Source organism: Butyricicoccus sp. Marseille-Q5471, assembly GCF_951230135.1.
GTDB lineage: Bacteria > Bacillota > Clostridia > Oscillospirales > Butyricicoccaceae > Agathobaculum.
In genome coordinates this window covers 1-16,206 of sequence record NZ_CATNVC010000001.1, presented here as the reverse complement: position 1 = coordinate 16,206, position 16,206 = coordinate 1, and the positions used below count along the sequence as shown (strand labels likewise).

The window sequence follows — 16,206 nt, the reverse complement described above, 5'->3', positions numbered from 1 at the left end:
GATTTGTTGAATTGCGCAAAACGCGCTTTTCATAAATACTTTTGAAAGAAGGAGGAAATAAAATGCCAACTTTTAACCAACTCGTCCGTAAGGGTCGTGAGGCAGTTGTCGCTAAGTCCACGGCGCCGGCTCTTCAGGTAGGCTACAATTCTCAGAAGAAGAAGGTCACTGATCAGTCCGCTCCGCAGAAGCGCGGCGTTTGCACCACGGTAAAGACGATGACCCCCAAGAAGCCGAACTCCGCGCTTCGTAAGGTCGCTCGTGTAAAGCTGACCAACCAGATGGAAGTTTCTGCTTACATCCCCGGTATCGGCCACAACCTGCAGGAGCACTCTGTCGTCATGGTTCGCGGTGGTCGTGTAAAGGACCTTCCTGGTGTTCGTTACCACATCATCCGTGGCACGCTGGATACCCAGGGTGTTGCTGATCGTCGCCAGGCTCGTTCCAAGTACGGCGCTAAGCGTCCGAAGGCCGGTAAGTAAGCTTATCAGCCGACCCACACGTTTTGCGAGAAAAGTTTCAAGTTTTCAGCAAAGCAAACATGCTTTGTCTGGGTGTTTTATATCCGATTATATAATGGGATGTATGCCTCGGACAGGCATTACACCGCTCTCAACGTGAGAGCCGGAGTACCTATGAAATCAAATTATTTTGAAGGAGGGAAGTAAAGTGCCAAGAAGAGGTAATGTCCCCAAGAGAGACGTTCTGCCCGATCCGCTTTATAATTCCAAGCTCGTCACCAAGCTGGTCAATTCGATCATGCTGGACGGCAAGAAGGGCGTTTCGCAGAAGGTCGTTTATGGTGCTTTCGAAATCGTCCGCGACAAGACCGGACGTGAACCGCTGGAGGTTTTCACCGAAGCGATGGAGAATATCATGCCGTCGCTCGAAGTTAAGGCTCGCCGCGTAGGCGGCGCCACCTATCAGGTCCCGATGGAAGTACGCCCTGAGCGTCGCCAGACCCTGGGCCTGCGCTGGATCACCAAGTACTCGCGCGCTCGTTCTGAAAAGACCATGCGTGAGCGTCTGGCCGGCGAGATCATGGACGCCTGCAACAATCTGGGCGGTTCTGTTAAGAAGCGTGAGGACACGCACAAGATGGCGGAAGCGAACAAGGCGTTCGCGCACTTCCGTTATTAATTGTCTGTCCGCATAACGCTTTGAAAGGAGAGCAATATGCCTAGAGAATATCCCCTGGAAAGAACCAGAAATATCGGCATCATGGCGCACATCGATGCTGGCAAGACCACTACGACCGAGCGTATTCTTTATTACACCGGCGTAAACCATAAAATCGGCGAGACGCATGACGGCTCGGCGACCATGGACTGGATGGAGCAGGAGCAGGAGCGTGGTATCACCATCACCTCCGCTGCTACCACCTGTCACTGGGCGGGCTCCGCACATCAGTATCAGGAGCACCGCATCAACATCATCGACACCCCGGGCCACGTTGACTTTACCGTAGAAGTAGAGCGCTCGCTGCGCGTACTGGACGGTTCTGTCACCGTATTCTGTGCTAAGGGCGGCGTAGAGCCTCAGTCTGAGACCGTTTGGCATCAAGCTGACAAGTACCGCGTACCGCGTATGGCGTTCGTCAACAAGATGGACATCATGGGCGCGGACTTCTACAACGTTGTCGGCATGATGAAGGATCGCCTGAAATGTAATGCGGTTCCGATTCAGCTCCCGATCGGCGTTGAGGATACCTTTAAGGGTATCATCGACCTGATGACCATGCGTGCTGAAATTTATTATGACGACCTTGGCAAGGATGTCCGCGACGAAGAAATTCCCGAGGACATGAAGGACAAGGCGCAGGAATATCACGAAGCAATGGTGGAAGCGATTGCCGAGCTTGACGAGGACCTCATGATGAAGTACCTCGAGGGCGAAGAAATCACGGTGCCTGAGCTGAAAGCAGCGCTCCGTAAGGGCGTTTGCGGCGTTCAGATCATCCCTGTACTCTGCGGTACTGCTTACCGCAATAAGGGTGTACAGATGCTGCTTGACGCAGTAGTCGATTATATGCCCGCGCCGACCGATATCGAAGATATCAAGGGCGTTAACCCCAACACTGAGGAAGAAGACAGCCGTCCGTCGTCTGACGACGCGCCGTTCTCTGCGCTTGCATTTAAGATCGCGACCGACCCGTTTGTCGGCCGTCTGACCTTCTTCCGCGTTTACTCCGGTACGATCACTGCCGGTTCTTCGGTGCTCAATGCAACCAAGGACAATCGTGAGCGTCTCGGCCGTATTCTGCAGATGCATGCAAACCACCGTCAGGATATCGACGTAGTTTACTCCGGCGATATTGCTGCTGCTGTTGGCTTTAAAAACACCACAACCGGTGATACACTTTGCGATGAAAAGCACCCGATCATTCTCGAGTCGATGGACTTCCCGGAACCGGTTATCCGCGTAGCCATCGAGCCTAAGACCAAGGCTGGTCAGGAGAAGATGGGCATCGCTCTTTCCAAGCTGGCTGAAGAGGATCCGACCTTCCGCACCTACACGGATGAGGAAACGGGACAGACCATCATCGCCGGCATGGGTGAATTGCATCTGGAAATCATCGTTGACCGTCTGCTGCGTGAATTCAAGGTAGAGGCAAACGTTGGTTCTCCCCAGGTTGCGTACAAGGAAACCATCCGCCGCTCGGCTGATGTCGACCAGAAGTACGCCCGCCAGTCCGGCGGTAAGGGCCAGTACGGTCACTGTAAGATCATTGTTGAGCCGAACGAGTCCGGTAAGGGCTATGAGTTCATCAACAAGATTGTTGGCGGCGCGATTCCGAAGGAATATATCGAGCCTGTCAATCAGGGCATCAAGGGCGCTATGCAGGCCGGTATTCTGGCCGGCTACCCGGTAGTTGACGTAAAGGTAACCCTCTATGATGGTTCTTACCACGAAGTTGACTCCTCGGAAATGGCGTTTAAGATTGCCGGCTCCATGGCGTTCAAGGAAGCAATGCGCAAGGCTGATCCGGTTCTGATGGAGCCGATCATGCAGGTTGACGTAATGGTTCCTGAGGATTATATGGGCGACGTTATCGGCGACTTGAACTCTCGCCGTGGTCAGATTCAGGGCATGGAAGCACGCGGCGGCGTACAGGCGATTGCAGCAGCGGTTCCGCTGTCTGAAATGTTTGGTTATGCAACCACGCTGCGTTCGCGCTCGCAGGGTCGCGGCCAGTACACCATGAGCCCGAGTCACTACACCGAAGTGCCGAAGTCTGTACAGGATAAGATTATCGACGCTCGCTCTAAAAACGACTGATAAAGCTATTGCATTTTTCTACAAATTGCAGTAAAATAGGTTTACCATTGACTTAGAATTCAATTTACGAGGAGGATATCCACAATGGCAAAGGAAAAATTTGAACGCTCAAAGCCGCACGTTAATATCGGCACCATCGGCCACGTTGACCATGGCAAGACGACTCTGACCGCGGCTATCACCAAGGTTCTGGCTATGAGCGGTGATGCAAAGTACCAGGCATACGACGCAATCGACAAGGCTCCTGAAGAGAAGGAGCGCGGCATTACGATCAACACTGCACACGTTGAGTATCAGACTGCTGCTCGTCACTACGCGCACGTTGACTGCCCGGGCCACGCCGACTATGTAAAGAACATGATCACCGGTGCTGCTCAGATGGACGGCGCGATCCTCGTTGTATCCGCTGCTGACGGCCCGATGCCCCAGACTCGTGAGCACATCCTGCTCTCCCGTCAGGTAGGCGTTCCTTATATTGTTGTTTTCATGAACAAGGCTGATCAGGTTGACGACGAAGAGCTGCTCGACCTGGTTGAGATGGAAATCCGTGAGCTGCTGAGCTCCTACGAGTTCCCGGGCGATGATATCCCGGTAATCCGTGGTTCTGCTCTGAACGTTCTGACCTGTGAGTCCACCGATCCGAACGCTCCCGAGTACGCTTGCATCCGCGAGCTGATGGACGCTGTTGACACCTACATTCCGACCCCGGAGCGTAAGGCTGATCTGCCGTTCCTGATGCCTGTCGAGGACGTGTTCTCCATCACCGGCCGTGGCACCGTTGCAACCGGTCGTGTTGAGCGTGGTCAGGTTAAGATGGCTGACGAACTTGAAATCGTTGGTCTCATGGAAGCTCCCCGCAAGACCGTTATCACCGGTATCGAAATGTTCCGCAAGCTGCTCGATTACGCTGAAGCTGGCGACAACATCGGCGCTCTGCTGCGTGGTATTCAGAAGACCGAGATCGAGCGCGGCCAGGTTCTGGCTAAGCCCGGCACGATCCACCCGCACACCAAGTTCCGTGGTCAGGTTTACGTTCTGAAGAAGGAAGAAGGCGGCCGTCACACCCCGTTCTTCAACAACTACCGTCCTCAGTTCTATTTCCGTACCACCGACGTTACCGGCGTTATCTCCCTGCCTGAAGGCGTTGAGATGTGCATGCCCGGCGATAACGTTGAAATGGACGTTGAGCTGATCACCCCTATCGCTATCGAGGAAGGCCTCCGCTTCGCTATTCGTGAAGGCGGCCGTACCGTTGGCTCGGGCGTTGTTATCAAGGTTAACGCTTAATTTCGCTTTTCAAAACTCCCATTCTTCGGAATGGGAGTTTTTTTATACGATTTATAGCATAAGAAGGCCAAGAGATTCCGGTTTCTTCCCGTCTATTTCGCTTTTATTGCGGCAAAATAGCAGCAAGGAGGGATTTGTAATGGATCAGAACGAAATTACTAAGAAGCAACTGGAATCGGCAAAAAAAGGCATTGAGTGGATGGAAGTGAGTAAACCCAGCGTTGCCGCACGCGAAATCAGCGTGGACGCATCAACTGCGGACGGTTCGTTCCCATCCGGTAAGGCAATGTGCCCGCATGAGCGGCATTGCGGCAAATCGCATCCGATCAGCGGGGCAAACAGCGACGACCTGCGCGATTGGTGCGGGGAACACGAGCTTTGATTTACTTTTTCTTCAGCCTATGATAAAATAAATACATGTCAGTCACCCGTTTGCGTATGCGTGCATAGCCTGAAAGCAGGAGGGAAGAGCCATGTCTGTTTTCTGGCAAACTGTGCTAGCGATTTTCGCGGCAGTGGGTTTATACTGCACCTTGCACGCCGGGTATGAGCTGCTGTTCTACCATTCGCTGCGCCATAAGGGAAACGCGGAGCTGACGCTTTACGGCGACGGATGCGATGCATCTGCCGAGCAGCTGATTGCGACGGCGCTTCACATGCGGCGCCGCTATTTGCCCGGTCTGGCCATCACCTTTGTGGAGATTGGCAACGGACAGGGGCAGAACGTTGCAAAGCGTTTGGCTGTGCGGCAGGATATCATGTATTTAGAATAAAAAATGGACTGGGGAAGGGCAAGTGGAAGCAAAAGAGTATTTTTTGATCAGTGGCACGGTGCAGCAAATCGTTTTCTACAATGATGAAAACGGCTACGCCGTGCTGCGCCTTGCCTCTGAAGATGGCAGTGAAGTGACCGCAACGGGGACATTCCCCAATATTGGCCCGGGAGAGCTGGTCACGTTGACCGGCTGCTGGGTCACGCACCCGTCCTACGGGGAACAGTTCGCCGCGGAAGCCTTTGAGCGGCGGCTGCCCAGCTCGGTGCGCGGCATTGCGGAGTACTTAGGGTCCGGATTGATACGAGGGATCGGACAACGGCTCGCCCTCAAGATTGCGGAACGGTTCGGTGAAGAAACCTTTGAGATGATGCTGCACGAGCCGGAGCGTCTCACAGAAATTCGCGGTATTACGGAAAAAAAGGCCCGTGAAATTGGACGACAATTTATTGAGCAGAGCGAAATGCGGCTGTTGATGGATTTTCTAACCGAGCACAGTTTGCCGGTTGCGCTCACAGCACCGCTCTATAAACGTCTGGGAGCGGACGCGATTGATGCGCTTTGCGAAAATCCCTATCTACTCTGTGATGCATACTATGAGGTCGATTTTAAAGTTGCCGATGCACTGGCGCTGGCGTTGGGGTTGTCGCGTCTGTCGGACGAGCGTGCAGATGCCGGAGTACTATATACACTATCTTTTAATTTGGACAATGGACATACATTTATTCCGATTGAAAAACTACTTGGCGCTGTGTGCGCGCTGCTGTCGGATGATGAAGTGGTGTTTGAAGAAAATCGCGCACAGGAGAGCGTAGAGCGATTGTCCGGGCAGGGGAAATTGGTGCGCGAGCATATCGCGGGACGCGATGCGGTCTATCTGCGAACCATTCACGAAGCAGAGGCCTTTCTGGCCGAGATGCTCGGAGATATGGCAGAGCGCAATTATTCTTACGATTTTGATGTGGACGAGCTACTGGGTGCACTGGAACTGGACGGCGAAGTACCGTTTTCCGAAAAACAGCGTCAGGCCATCGCCACTGCGGCAAAAAACGGTCTGGTCATTCTGACCGGTGGCCCGGGCACGGGCAAAACTACGACGGTGCGCGGCATTTTACAGGTGTTCGAGGCGCTCGGCTTGAACACACTGCTTGCTGCGCCGACCGGACGCGCGGCCAAACGGCTGTCCGAGCTGTGCGGCATGGAGGCGAAGACCATCCATCGCCTGCTGGAAGCAGGCTATGCGGTTGGCGGGCGCACGGCATTTCAGCGCAACCTGACCAATCCGCTTGAGTGTGATGCTGTCATTCTGGATGAAGTATCGATGGTCGATATCACGCTGATGCAGGCGTTGGTTGAAGCGCTGCCCTTCGGTGCGCGGCTCATTCTGGTGGGAGACGCTGATCAGCTGCCGCCTGTCGGGCCAGGCAATTTCCTGCGCGATATGATAGGCTCGCATCGTGTTCCGACCATTCAGCTGACCGAAATTTTTCGGCAGGCGCAGCAAAGCGATATCGTTATGAATGCACATGCGGTCAACGCAGGACAGATGCCGGCGGCATCGGGCGCGGAGGGAGACTTTTTCATCATGCGGCGCGCTGAGCCTGCCGCGGTCATTGAAACCATTGCGCAGCTTTGTTCTGCGCGCCTGCCCAGTCACTATGGATTTGCACCGTCCCAGATTCAGGTGCTGTCGCCCGCAAAGCGGCAGGGGAGCGGTACGGTGCCGCTTAACAGCCGCCTGCAGGCTGTGCTGAATCCGCCGGATGATGTGAAACTGGAAAAGCGCTTCGGAGACACGATTTTTCGAGAGGGAGATCGCGTCATGCAGGTGCGCAATAATTACGATATCATGTGGGAACGCCGAGAGGACGGCGAAGTGGGCACAGGTGTGTTCAACGGCGACGTTGGTGAGATATTGCAAATCTTCCCGCAGCAGGAATGCATGGTCGTGCGGTTTGATGATAAAATTGCGACCTATACCTATGATATGCTTGGTGAACTGGATTTGGCTTATGCCATCACAGTGCACAAAGCGCAGGGCAGCGAGTTTGATGCGGTGGTGCTTGCCTTATCCAGTGGCATTCCACGCAAGCTGCTGACGCGGAATATTCTGTACACAGCGATTACGCGAGCAAAGCGGCTGCTTGTCATCGTCGGCAGCGGCGAAGTGATTTCCTATATGGTGGAGAATAACCAGAAGGGACGCCGATATAGTGCACTCAAAGCGCGTCTGCGGGAGGAGGAGCACAAGTGAGCCTGATTTTTCCGCGACGCTGCGTTCTGTGTGGGGAACCTATGCCGCTGTTTGTCAAAGGTGGCGCGATGATTTGCGATGAATGCGCGGCACGTGTGCGTCAGCATTACCGGTGTACCGAGGGCATATGCATTGACGGTGCAGATGGTGCGGCAGCGCCGTTATTCTATCGCGGTGCGGTGGCAGAGGCGATGAAGCGTTATAAATTCAGCCATTATCAGCACTATGCCGACTGGTTTGCTGCACAGATGACGGCTGAACTGGCTGCGCGCCTAGAAGACTGGCAGCCGGAGGTAATCACCTATGTGCCAATCGGTATGATGCGCAGATATCAGCGCGGCTATAATCAAAGCGAGCTGCTTGCACGGGCAGTAGCGGAACAACTGAAGTTGCCCTGTCGTCCGCTGCTGAGTAAACGGATGTTTGTGACGATGCAGTCCCAGCAGAAATCCCCGGTGCAGCGCCGCCGCAATGCATCGCGTGCTTTTGCACCTGCCAATCAGGATGCGCTGAACGGAAAACGTGTGGTGCTGGTTGACGATGTCATCACAACGGGAGCGACTGCCGCCGCAGCCTGCGCGGTTCTGCGCGACATGGGTGCAGGACGCGTTTATGTGCTTTCAGCGGCGCGTGTAAGGTAGAAAAACGTCGAAAATACCGCTTCATGGCAATTCTTTTGTAAATAACCTTGAAATCCAGGGACTCGTTGGGTATAATAGGAGTATTGCAAAACGGCTTACTGACAAAAAAGGATGAAACGTGTTATGGCTTCTTTTTTCGAGAAATTGGCAAAAAAGTTTGCATTGTTCTCCAGCGACATCGGCATTGATTTGGGCACGGCAACCGTGCTGGTCTATGTCAAGGGCAAAGGCGTTGTACTCAATGAGCCTTCGGTCGTTGCGGTAGATAAGGTGACCGGCAAAATCCTATCGGTCGGTGCGGACGCACAGAAGATGCTCGGGCGTACCCCGGGCAATATCATTGCTATTCGGCCTCTGCGTGAGGGCGTAATTTCTGATTATGAAATGACCGAACGCATGATTAAGGAGTTTATCCGCAAGGTGCAGGGCTTCCGTTTGTTCAAACCAAACGTGGTTATTTGTGTGCCCTCCATCATTACAGAGGTTGAGGAGCGTGCGGTAATCGACGCGGGCACACAGGCGGGCGCAAAACGTGTGTTCCTGATTGAAGAGCCTGTTGCGGCAGCGATTGGCGCAGGTATCGACATTGCTAAGGCCAATGGCAATATGGTGGTCGATATCGGCGGCGGCACGACCGATGTTGCGGTGATTTCGCTTGGAGGCATTGTGGAGTCAACCTCGATTAAGGTCGCGGGCGATAAGTTTGATGAGGCTATCGTCAAGTACGTCCGCCGCAAGCACAATGCACTCATCGGCGACCGCACGGCGGAGGAAATCAAAAAGGCAATCGGCTGTGTTTATCCGCGTACAGAAGAGGTTTCGATGGAGGTCAAGGGACGTTGCCTGATGACCGGCTTGCCGCGCACCTTTACGGTGAACTCAACCGAGATTTTGGATGCGTTGGAAGAGGTTTCTCAGTCAATCATTGAGGCAATTCACTGGGTAATCGAGCGCACACCTCCCGAACTGACCGGCGATATTTCAACCAACGGTATTGTAATGACCGGCGGCGGTTCTCTGATTTGGGGATTTGATAAGCTGATTGCTTCCAAAACCGGCATTCCGACGCATGTGGCGGATGAAGCGATTTCGTGTGTCGCATACGGCACAGGCAATACGCTCGAAAACCTGCAGGCGATGCAGGATGGTACGATGAACTTATCACGCCGACGCCAAATGATGCAGTAAACAGCAAGCACCCGCCCGCTTCGGACGGGTGCTTTTTACCGAAGAAGACTGTGGATTCTGCGATGACAGTAGCGGCTGACGAACTTGTGCGGCGAGAAAATGCCGTATTCCAGACGGAATGAATTAGAGCAAAACAGATGCAGGAGGTTGGAGTTTGACCGAGCAGGAAAAGTACATGAAGGCTGCACTGCGCCTGGCGCAGAAAGCGGCAGACGAAGGCGAGGTGCCGGTCGGCGCTGTTGTGGTGTGCGACGGAAAAATCGTCGGCCGTGGTCGGAATCGGCGTGAAACGCGAAAGGACGCACTGCACCATGCCGAAATCGAAGCGATTGGCAAAGCCTGCAAGAAGCTGGGCGGTTGGCGGCTGCATCGGTGCGATATTTATGTTACGCTTGAGCCGTGTCCGATGTGTGCGGGGGCAATTATCAATTCGCGCATCAAGACGGTGTATTTCGGGGCGCCGGATGCGAAGGCCGGGTCGTGCGGCACACTGGTGAACTTATTTGAGCTGCCGTATAATCACAAACCGGAGGTGGTCAGCGGCCTGATGGAGGAGGAATGCGCAGGCATCCTCAAATCCTTCTTTCGGGAGCTGCGCCGCAAAAAAGAAAAGAGTAAATCGGACACAACAGGTGTCTGAAAATAAAGTAGTACGTAAGAGGGGTAACAATGCAAAGAGAAAAATTAGGATCGCGCCTGGGGTTCATCCTGCTGTCGGCAGGATGCGCCATCGGCATCGGAAATGTGTGGAAATTCCCGTATATGGCGGGTCAGTATGGCGGCGGCGCCTTTGTTCTGTTCTATATCTTTTTCCTGCTGGTGCTTGGTCTGCCCATCATGACGATGGAGTTTGCGGTTGGCCGAGCTAGCCAGAAAAGCCCGGTCATGTCGTATCAAGCGCTTGAGAAACCGGGACAGAAGTGGCATATCCACGGCTATTTGTGCATGATTGGCAACTATCTGCTGATGATGTTCTACACAACGGTCGCGGGTTGGATGCTGCACTATTTTTATCTGACTGCATCGGGACGCTTTGCCGGTGCAACGTCGGAGACGGTTGCAAACATGTTCACCGAAATGCTGGGACAGCCGCTGGTGATGGGCGGATGGATGGTACTCGTTGTTATTGTCGGCTTCGGTGTTTGCTCCATGGGGCTGCAAAACGGACTGGAACGCGTTACAAAGGTGATGATGATTGCGCTGCTTGCCATTATGGTGGTACTTGCGGTCAATAGTGTCACGATGGAGGGCGCTGCGGAGGGACTGTCGTTTTATCTCAAGCCCGACTTTGCACGCATGCAGGAGATCGGCATTGGCGCTACAATTGTTGGTGCGATGAATCAGGCCTTTTTCACGCTGTCGCTTGGCATCGGTGCGATGGCGATTTTCGGCAGCTACATCGGCAAGGATCGCGCGCTGCTGGGAGAAGCGGTACATGTTGCAGTGTTGGATACCTTCGTTGCAATCGTTGCCGGTCTGATTATTTTCCCGGCTTGCTTTTCCTTCAATGTCGCGGCGGACAGCGGCCCGAGTCTGATTTTCATTACGCTGCCGAATATCTTTAACCATATGGCATGGGGACGGCTGTGGGGCAGTTTGTTCTTTGTGTTTATGGCGTTCGCTGCGTTTTCAACCGTGCTCGCGGTGTTCGAAAATATTATTTCCTGCGGCATGGATCTGACCGGTGCAAGCCGCAAGAAGGTGGCAGGGGTCAACATTATACTGATGATTCTGCTGTCGCTGCCGTGTGTACTGGGCTATAACCTTTGGTCTGGTTTTATGCCGTTTGGCGACGGTTCGGCGGTGCTTGATCTCGAGGATTTTCTGGTTTCTAACCTGTGGCTGCCGCTTGGCTCGTTGATCTACCTGCTGTTCTGCACCAGTCGCTATGGATGGGGATGGAAGAACTTCAAGGACGAAGCCAATCAAGGACGCGGCCTTAAGGTGAAGGATGGCATGCGGATTTATGTCACCTATATTCTGCCGATTGTTGTGCTGATTATTTTCGCACTGGGTATTAAGGACAAATTTTTCTAAAATATTTCCGCAAAGGGCTTGCAATTGGTGCAACAATAGGATATAATATCTACTGTTGCACCACATTAGCCGGTGTGATGGAATTGGTAGACGTAGTGGACTCAAAATCCACCGCTGGCGACAGCGTACCGGTTCGAGTCCGGTCACCGGCACCAACGGAAGCATCGGGTTCGATGCGATGTCGAATCCGATGTCTTTCTAAATGGCTAAGTGATGGATGATAACAATTGTATGCGGATGTGGCGGAATGGCAGACGCGCTAGCTTCAGGTGCTAGTGTTCGCAAGGACGTGGGGGTTCAAGTCCCCCCATCCGCACCATAACATTAGGTCAAAATAGATGCAGGGCCGAAAAACCCAGTGTTTATGCGGCCTGACGAGGGTTTTGAATGAAAAATTCAGAACCCTCGTTTTTCATAGATGCACCCTGCTTTTTAAGGAAAAGCAGGGTGTTTCTCTTTTTAGGCCGGAATCAGTCCGGCAGACAACATCATAAAGCCAATACCCTATGGGGCAATTTTAAGCGGCTGTGTTCTTCGTAATTGAAAAACACAGCCGCTTTTTTTGTTGCCCAAAAACGAAAAGAAAGGGTAGATGCACGATGAAAAAAGAACTGACTACCCTCCGTTTATGGAATCCCCTCTTCCCTCATATCTACCCTCGAAATGAATGGGGAGATTTGGAGAACAATCCGGTGGATTTAAGCGCTGGGGAAATTTTAGAATATGAGGATAAAATCCTCGATCTCATTGAAAGGGAAAGGCTGTCCGATGAGGGTGAGCGTGGCCTCGCCGTTTACCTCGATGACGATCTCAGCCGAAAGGTGTACAGCATTATGACACGCTGATGCCACACCCCGCTGGGGCAGATCATTCTGGCGATCAGCGCCGCCCTCATTTTTATCTCTACCGCTTGCGTGATACGGCTGACAAAGCCCATTGAGTACAGGAGGTAAGGTGCGCATCACTTCTGCGGAAGTGATATGGTTCGCTTCGCTCACGGCGCACCTCACGGGCGGGAACCAGTTCCCCCCGTGTGCCCCCCATGCTCTCCGAGGGGGATTTTAATGCAAAGGAGGTCTATCTATTTGCAACTACTATTTTTGTTTGGATTAACACTGGCAGCTGGTCTGTTCTTTATCCTTTTGGATGTGCTACGCCTGCCTTATCTCAGTACGGCGAAAGCCATGCTGAACACCACAAGAGCAGAGAAAAAAGCGGCAAGGAGTTTTGAAACCTATCTCATGACCTTTGCGGTGAAGCTATCAAGGTATATCCGCATGGACGAATACCGCAAACACCGGCTGAAGAATGTGCTGAAAGCCACCGGCATGAACATGGAGCCGGAGATTTATCAGACCTATGCGTTGGTCAAGGCCGGAGCAATCCTGCTGGCTGTAATCCCGGCAGGGCTAGTCTTTCCGCTGCTGGTGCCAGTGGTGGTATTCCTGTCGGTGATGGTGTATTTTAAGGAAACAAAAAAGGCCGATGAAAAGCTGTCGGTCAAGCGAGCTGCCGTGGAAAAGGAACTGCCCCGATTTGTTGCCAGCATAGAGCAGGAACTGAAAGCCTCCCGTGATGTGCTGTCCATCGTGGAAAGTTATAAGAAAAACGCCGGGGAAGTCTTTGCCGGGGAACTGACCATGCTGGCAGCGGATATGCGATCCTCTAGTTATGAGGCCGCCCTTACCCGGTTTGAGGCGAGGCTCAATTCGCCCATGCTGTCGGATATTACCCGTGGTCTCATCGGTGCGCTGCGAGGCGATGACAGCACCTTGTATTTTCAGATGCTGGCGCACGATTTCAAGCAGCTGGAGCTGCAGCGACTCAAGAGTGAGGCGCAGAAGATACCACCGAAAATCCGTGTGTTTTCCTTTCTCATGCTCATGTGCTTCTTATTTACCTATCTGGCCATCATCGCCTTTGAGATTATAAAGTCTCTTGGCGGGATGTTTTAGGGAGGGGTGAACATGAAGAAAATTCTAAAATCCAAACGTGGCGAGGGCTACATTGATGTGTGTGTCCTCGTCTTATGTGCTGTTCTGGTGATTGTACTGGCGGTGCGGGTGCTGCCTGTGTTCATCGCCAAAAACCAACTGGATACCTACGCCACCGAGCTGTGCAGGGAAGCGGAAATCTCGGGCAGAGTCGGCAGCGAAACCAGCCGCCGTGCAGCGGTTCTCACTGAGCAGACCGGGCTGAGTCCCCGGATTTCATGGTCAAAGACAGGCAGTATCCAGCTCAATGGAGAAATCACCGTCACCTTAACATTGGATATGAATATCGGGCTGTTCGGCGGCTTCGGCTCTTTTCCCATCACCCTGCGCTCAGAGGCCTCCGGGAAAAGCGAGGTGTACCACAAATGACCAAGCTGAGAAGAATTCTCAAATGCAAGGCCGGTAACGGCTTCCCTTTGGTGGTGGCCATTACACTGGCGCTTATCCTCATTCTGTGCGGCGTGATGGAGTTTTTCAGGCTGAATATTATCGCCAGCGGCGCAAAAGAAGCCCTGCAGGATGCCATCATCGTCACTGTCAACGACAACTATGCCGATGTGTATCATGGAGTTCGTGAGGGATACAGCGGCGGCTATCAGCCGGACGGTTCCTCCTTCTACTACAGCGTGAACACCGGCGATATCTACAGCTACATGGACAGTGTTCTCGGTACGGAAGAAATCAGCGGCAGCCATGTAAAGTATTCCGGAGATGCGCTCGAATACAAGCTCTCCGGCTTGGACGTCACCATTCGCAATGCGCCGCTGGCACCTTCTTCTCCAAGAAACGTCCAGCGCTTCGAGGCTGATGCCACAATCTGGCTGGAGGTGCCGGTCTATTTCGGCGGCAAGCAGCTTCCGTCCATGAAAATCAAGCTCAAGGTTCAGGCAGGGTATACCGAGGTGTTTTAACTGTGCGGGAAATTGTCTGGACTTCTGGAAAAAAATATAGTATGGTGAAAAATACAAAAAGGTAGCATTTTACACTTCTCAAAGGAGGGGTTCAATATGACAGAGAAAACAAAGAAAAGGCTGACCATTGCAGGGGTATCGGTTCTCGGACTGGCACTTCTGGTCGCTATTGGAATGCAGTTCGCCAAGGCTCCCGATAAACCGGATACCCTGCCTCAGTCGGAGCAAGGCTCTTCTTCAGTAACGCCGGAGGTGCAGCCGCCTGATGTGGTGGTCACGCCGCCCAATCATACACCCTCGCAGCCGGTGGAAACCCTGCCGCCTCAAACCGACCTGCCGGAGCAGAAGCTCCAGTCCGATCCGGTAAAGCCGGAAGCCCCGGAGAATCCAAAAACAGCGGATGGCACTGACAGGACACCCAGCTCGGATAAAGACCATGACTTTACTCCCGAAAGCACCGATGCCCCGCCTGTCTACAAACCGGAGGATACTGAGAAAAAAACGACTCCTCCCGAAAGCAAACCGCAGGGTGGCGGTGGGCTGCCGGGTTTTGACAATGTGCCGAATGCAGGAGCCAATCAAGGGGAACGACTTGATAATATGTATGAGAATGGCAACAAAATCGGTGACATGGACTAAATAGAATAAGCAGCAGAAAAGCACGGTTTATGCCGTGCTTTTTTGTTGCGGAAAGGAGATAAAATGAAGCGATTGTTTTCTGTTTTTCTATCACTGGCACTGCTGCTTTGTCTGGTTTCGCCGGTTTCGGTTTATGCCATTGGTGAGGGCAATGTGGACGGTGGCGGTGGTGGTATGGGCGATGGTACCAGCACTAATTCATGGACTCCCGGTAATGATGGTGTGCGGGTGACGGTAGTTCGGGCAAGTGACCACACTGCTGTGACAACACCCGTTGACCTCACCAATAAAACACCTCCCTCCAGCATCTATCATTTTGGAAAGGTTAGCAAACTGCAATACACTGGCGGTAGAGGACTCTCTCCTGTGCAGGGAGGATATACCTTTAAAAACCCGGCACAGTCTTTGCCCCGAATTATCAGCACCAGCGGCAGCAATAACATCGCTGCTATCAAGAGTTATTTCACCGATGAGCAAGTCATCCGGTCTATTTCAGAAACTGTAGGAATGGACTTCGATGTGTTAATTAACGGTGACTATAAATTACTCATTGAGCCGTTTGCCTTTTATAAATTTGAGGGTGTGATGGTGTTAACTACAGCCACCGAAGCCGCCCTGTATGATGCTCAGGTCGGCGGTCTGCTTCGCAAGCGAATGGTTTCTCTTTCACATAATATCACCATCCGAGGATCACTTTGGGATGACTGGCACATTGCGCCCCAAAAACCCCATTAAAAACAGAGAAAAAACAAGGCCGCAGCTCGAAAAAAGCTGTGGCCTTGCGCTTTTTACCCTCACAAAGAAAGGTGGAAAATCAATGAAAATGAAGCGACTGGCAGCCGCCCTTTGCGTGGCGCTGCTCCTTTGTCTTGTGTTCAGCCAGACCGCTTTTGCGGCGGGAACCGGCGATGTGGCCGGAGCGATTGAGGGAACGTGGAACACCGCCTCCCAGCAGATTAAGACGGTGGTCAACAAGGTGGTGTTCCCCGCCATCGACCTGATTCTGGCGGTGTTTTTCTTTGCGAAACTCGGAACCGCATATTTTGATTATCGCAAGCATGGGCAGTTCGAGTGGGGTGCGACACGTTCCTAACTGAAAAGGTTAGGCACTAAATAATGAACGTGTAAATGTTCAGTTTAGGAGAACTGATATTCCGACAGGTGGAATGAGGGGGTAACGCCCTGAAATGCCTGCCTTGATAC

The 16,206-nt window shown here is 52.8% G+C and carries 17 protein-coding genes, 2 tRNA genes and 1 pseudogene; 19 read left to right on the top strand and 1 reads right to left on the bottom strand.

Features of this window, described 5'->3' with window-relative positions:
• The first annotated feature begins 62 nt into the window (after window positions 1-62).
• From rpsL to QOX26_RS00040, 13 genes are all read left to right on the top strand, one after another.
• Window positions 63-482: a 30S ribosomal protein S12 gene (gene rpsL / locus QOX26_RS00100; RefSeq protein WP_283672852.1), complete on the top strand. Its 420-nt coding sequence runs from the start codon at window positions 63-65 to the stop codon at window positions 480-482.
• 187 nt (window positions 483-669) lie between these two features.
• Entirely contained in the window at window positions 670-1,140 is a 471-nt protein-coding gene (rpsG, locus tag QOX26_RS00095; protein ID WP_283672851.1) for a 30S ribosomal protein S7, read from the top strand.
• 36 nt (window positions 1,141-1,176) lie between these two features.
• Entirely contained in the window at window positions 1,177-3,279 is a 2,103-nt protein-coding gene (gene fusA / locus QOX26_RS00090) for an elongation factor G (RefSeq protein ID WP_283672850.1), read from the top strand.
• 84 nt (window positions 3,280-3,363) lie between these two features.
• Window positions 3,364-4,566 (top strand): elongation factor Tu, encoded by a 1,203-nt coding sequence (gene tuf / locus QOX26_RS00085; protein WP_283672849.1) that lies wholly within the window; start codon window positions 3,364-3,366, stop codon window positions 4,564-4,566.
• 139 nt (window positions 4,567-4,705) lie between these two features.
• Window positions 4,706-4,948 carry a hypothetical protein gene (locus tag QOX26_RS00080; RefSeq protein ID WP_283672848.1) on the top strand — a complete coding sequence of 81 codons (243 nt, stop codon included), beginning with the start codon at window positions 4,706-4,708 and terminating at the stop codon, window positions 4,946-4,948.
• 91 nt (window positions 4,949-5,039) lie between these two features.
• A complete protein-coding gene (locus tag QOX26_RS00075) occupies window positions 5,040-5,339 on the top strand; it encodes a hypothetical protein (RefSeq protein WP_283672847.1) in 300 nt (99 codons plus the stop codon).
• 22 nt (window positions 5,340-5,361) lie between these two features.
• On the top strand, window positions 5,362-7,593 hold the full coding sequence (recD2, locus tag QOX26_RS00070) for an SF1B family DNA helicase RecD2 (protein WP_283672846.1): 2,232 nt from the start codon (window positions 5,362-5,364) through the stop codon (window positions 7,591-7,593).
• On the top strand, window positions 7,590-8,234 hold the full coding sequence (locus tag QOX26_RS00065; protein WP_283672845.1) for a ComF family protein: 645 nt from the start codon (window positions 7,590-7,592) through the stop codon (window positions 8,232-8,234). Before recD2 ends, QOX26_RS00065 begins: the two co-directional genes overlap by 4 nt.
• Before the next feature lie 123 nt (window positions 8,235-8,357).
• Window positions 8,358-9,422, top strand: coding sequence for a rod shape-determining protein (locus tag QOX26_RS00060; protein ID WP_283672844.1), 1,065 nt, complete (start codon window positions 8,358-8,360; stop codon window positions 9,420-9,422).
• 154 nt (window positions 9,423-9,576) lie between these two features.
• Window positions 9,577-10,062 carry a tRNA adenosine(34) deaminase TadA gene (gene tadA, locus QOX26_RS00055; RefSeq protein WP_283672843.1) on the top strand — a complete coding sequence of 162 codons (486 nt, stop codon included), beginning with the start codon at window positions 9,577-9,579 and terminating at the stop codon, window positions 10,060-10,062.
• Between the two features lie 29 nt (window positions 10,063-10,091).
• Window positions 10,092-11,459, top strand: a complete 1,368-nt coding sequence (locus tag QOX26_RS00050) for a sodium-dependent transporter (protein ID WP_283672842.1) — start codon at window positions 10,092-10,094, stop codon at window positions 11,457-11,459.
• 68 nt (window positions 11,460-11,527) lie between these two features.
• Window positions 11,528-11,614, top strand: a tRNA-Leu gene (locus tag QOX26_RS00045).
• A gap of 78 nt (window positions 11,615-11,692) precedes the next feature.
• Window positions 11,693-11,778 (top strand) — tRNA-Leu (locus QOX26_RS00040).
• A 397-nt stretch (window positions 11,779-12,175) separates the two neighbouring features.
• Here the strand turns inward: QOX26_RS00040 and QOX26_RS00035 are convergent.
• Window positions 12,176-12,457 carry a hypothetical protein gene (locus tag QOX26_RS00035; protein WP_283672841.1) on the bottom strand — a complete coding sequence of 94 codons (282 nt, stop codon included), beginning with the start codon at window positions 12,455-12,457 and terminating at the stop codon, window positions 12,176-12,178.
• 87 nt (window positions 12,458-12,544) lie between these two features.
• Here QOX26_RS00035 and QOX26_RS00030 point away from each other — a divergent pair, with 87 nt between their 5' ends.
• The 6 genes and pseudogenes from QOX26_RS00030 to QOX26_RS00005 form a co-directional block, all read left to right on the top strand.
• Window positions 12,545-13,414 carry a secretion protein F gene (locus tag QOX26_RS00030; RefSeq protein WP_082236311.1) on the top strand — a complete coding sequence of 290 codons (870 nt, stop codon included), beginning with the start codon at window positions 12,545-12,547 and terminating at the stop codon, window positions 13,412-13,414.
• 12 nt (window positions 13,415-13,426) lie between these two features.
• Window positions 13,427-13,822: a DUF4320 family protein gene (locus QOX26_RS00025; protein ID WP_050696776.1), complete on the top strand. Its 396-nt coding sequence runs from the start codon at window positions 13,427-13,429 to the stop codon at window positions 13,820-13,822.
• Window positions 13,819-14,364 (top strand): hypothetical protein, encoded by a 546-nt coding sequence (locus QOX26_RS00020; protein ID WP_050696777.1) that lies wholly within the window; start codon window positions 13,819-13,821, stop codon window positions 14,362-14,364. The genes QOX26_RS00025 and QOX26_RS00020 overlap by 4 nt, the downstream gene beginning before the upstream one ends.
• A gap of 96 nt (window positions 14,365-14,460) precedes the next feature.
• A complete protein-coding gene (locus QOX26_RS00015) occupies window positions 14,461-15,003 on the top strand; it encodes a DUF6550 family protein (RefSeq protein ID WP_050696778.1) in 543 nt (180 codons plus the stop codon).
• Between the two features lie 63 nt (window positions 15,004-15,066).
• Window positions 15,067-15,738: a hypothetical protein gene (locus QOX26_RS00010; protein ID WP_331488457.1), complete on the top strand. Its 672-nt coding sequence runs from the start codon at window positions 15,067-15,069 to the stop codon at window positions 15,736-15,738.
• 82 nt (window positions 15,739-15,820) lie between these two features.
• Window positions 15,821-16,084, top strand: a pseudogene (locus QOX26_RS00005) (DUF3852 domain-containing protein); the annotation flags it as partial.
• Between the last annotated feature and the right edge of the window lie 122 nt (window positions 16,085-16,206).